At 59.9% G+C, this 2,544-nt stretch carries 2 protein-coding genes; both read left to right on the top strand.

Annotated features, from left to right (window positions below; genetic code table 11):
- Nucleotides 1-190 precede the first annotated feature (190 nt).
- The gene (locus AC6RA8_RS22090; protein WP_500355938.1) at nucleotides 191-1,765 is read left to right on the top strand and encodes a Re/Si-specific NAD(P)(+) transhydrogenase subunit alpha; all 1,575 of its coding nucleotides are present in this window, start codon (nucleotides 191-193) and stop codon (nucleotides 1,763-1,765) included.
- 15 nt (nucleotides 1,766-1,780) lie between these two features.
- Nucleotides 1,781-2,544, top strand: a 764-nt coding sequence (locus AC6RA8_RS22085; protein ID WP_500355936.1) for an NAD(P)(+) transhydrogenase (Re/Si-specific) subunit beta, incomplete at its 3' end; no start/stop codon positions are given.

Below are 2,544 nucleotides of genomic sequence, written 5' to 3'. Positions count from 1 at the left end.
TGGAGTTTGCGCGCTACGAACAAAAAGTGCGCAGGTGGGTCTGAAAATTTTCGAATCTTACTTTTATGACGCAGGGGCGCTGCTTGTATCTCGGAGATGGGTTGGGTAGGGGACAGCTTACGGCGCTGCGCCACATCGCCTTTGGGTTAAGCGTGAAATTGACTGCCACGAACGGATGGGGGTTCTTCGAATGAAGATCGGAACACCAAAAGAGATATTTGAGGGAGAGCGCCGCGTCGCCATGACGCCAGAGAGCGCCGCAGCCCTGCAAAAGCTGGGCCACGACTGTGTGGTCGAGACGGGCGCGGGGGCCGAGGCCGGTTTTTCCGATGCCGACTACAAGGCTGCTGGTGTTGAAGTGGTCAAGACCGCTGCCGCCCTCTGGAAGGCCGCTGACATCGTTGCCAAGGTGCGCGCCCCTGACGCGACCGAGATGAAGCGCCTGCGCGAAGATCAGACCCTGATTTCGTTCTTCAGCCCCGTTGCGGACGAGGCCAAGATGCAGTCGGCTGCCAAGAAAGGTGCCACCGTCGTTGCGATGGAGATGATCCCCCGGATCAGCCGTGCCCAGAAGATGGACGCGCTGTCGTCCATGGCGAACATCGCCGGCTACCGTGCGGTCATCGAGGCCGGCAACAATTTTGGCCGCTTCTTTACCGGTCAGATCACTGCGGCGGGCAAGGTGCCCCCGGCCAAGGTTCTGGTGGTTGGTGCCGGTGTCGCCGGTCTGGCCGCCATCGGGACATCGACCTCGCTTGGCGCCATCACATATGCATTTGACGTGCGTCCCGAAGTGGCCGAGCAGGTCGAGTCCATGGGTGCCGAGTTCGTGTATCTCGACTTTGAAGAAGAACAGCAGGACGGGTCGTCGTCCGGTGGCTACGCCTCTGTTTCTTCGCCTGAATTCCGCGAGGCGCAGCTGGCCAAGTTCCGGGAACTGGCGCCGGAGATGGACATCGTCATCACCACGGCCCTGATCCCCAACCGCGAAGCGCCGGAACTGTGGACCGAGGACATGGTAAAATCCATGAAACCTGGTTCGGTCATCGTGGACCTGGCTGCGGAAAAGGGCGGCAACTGCAAATTGACCGTGGCTGACGAGAAGATCGTGACCGAGAATGGCGTGACCATCATCGGCTACACCGACTTCCCCAGCCGCATGGCGACGCAATCGTCGAGCCTTTATGCGACGAACATCCGTCACCTGATGACGGACCTGACGCCGGAAAAAGACGGTGTCGTCAACCACGATATGGAAGATGATGTGATCCGCGGGGCCACAATTGCCCATGCGAAAGAGGTCACATTCCCACCGCCGCCGCCCAAAGTGGCCGCGATTGCCGCGGCCCCCAAGAAGGAAGCGGCCAAGGAACTGACGCCTGAGGAGAAACGCGCTGAAGAAGTGGCCGCGTTCAAGGCCCAGACAAAGAACCAGGTCACGTTGCTGGCCATTGGTGGCGCGCTTGTGCTGCTTGCGGGTCTCTACACCCCGGCCAGCTTCATGCAGCACTTCATCGTCTTCGTGCTGAGCGTCTTTATTGGCTTCCAGGTGATCTGGGGCGTGGCGCACAGCCTGCACACGCCGCTGATGGCGGTGACGAACGCCATTTCGTCCATCGTGATCCTTGGCGCACTCATACAGATCGGATCAAGCTCAGGGGTCATCACGTTCCTGGCGATCTTCGGGATATTCATGGCGGCCATCAACATCTTTGGTGGCTTCCTCGTGACACGGCGCATGCTCGCCATGTTCCAGAAATCGTAAGTAGGGGCGGGAACTATGGAACTCGGATTTACTACCGCCGCGTACGCTGTTGCGGCCGTTCTTTTCATCCTGTCCCTGGGCGGTCTGTCCGGTCAGGAAAGCGCCAAGCGTGCCGTCTGGTATGGCATCGTGGGCATGTTCATCGCTGTTGTGGCGACTTTGATCGGACCGGGATCGGGCCTGTGGCTGTTGTCGCTGGTGCTGATCGCCGGTGGCGCCGTCGTAGGCTATCAACTCGCCACCAAGGTCGAGATGACCCAGATGCCCGAGCTTGTGGCTGGTATGCACGCCCTTGTTGGGCTGGCAGCCGTCTTCATCGGCTTCAATGCGCATATCATGATCGGTTACGTGGACAACTATCTGGCCGAGAATGGGGCACAGCTGGGCGGCGCGTTGGCAAATGGCACGTGGATTCAATCGGTCGAAAAGGCTGTGCTTGAGCCGCTGTCGGCCTTTGGTCAGCTGATCGCCAAGAAAACAACTGTCGAGATCACCATCCTGAAGATCGAGCTGGTGCTGGGTGTCTGGATCGGTGCGGTGACGTTTACCGGGTCCTATGTGGCCTGGGGCAAGCTGTCCGGCAAAGTGGACAGCGCGGCGACCAAGCTGCCCGGCGGGCACATGCTGAACGCGGCTGCTGCCGGTGCGTCGCTGATCCTTGCCATCATCTACTTCAGCACAGGCGGTCTGCTGCCGCTGGTTCTGCTGACGTTGCTGGCCCTGTTCATTGGCTGGCATTTGATCATGGGCATTGGCGGGGCGGATATGCCTGTCGTGGT

This window comes from Tateyamaria sp., from assembly GCF_059783535.1.
Note: the sequence above shows the minus strand (reverse complement) of the source record. Positions and strands in the feature narration are given on the sequence as shown.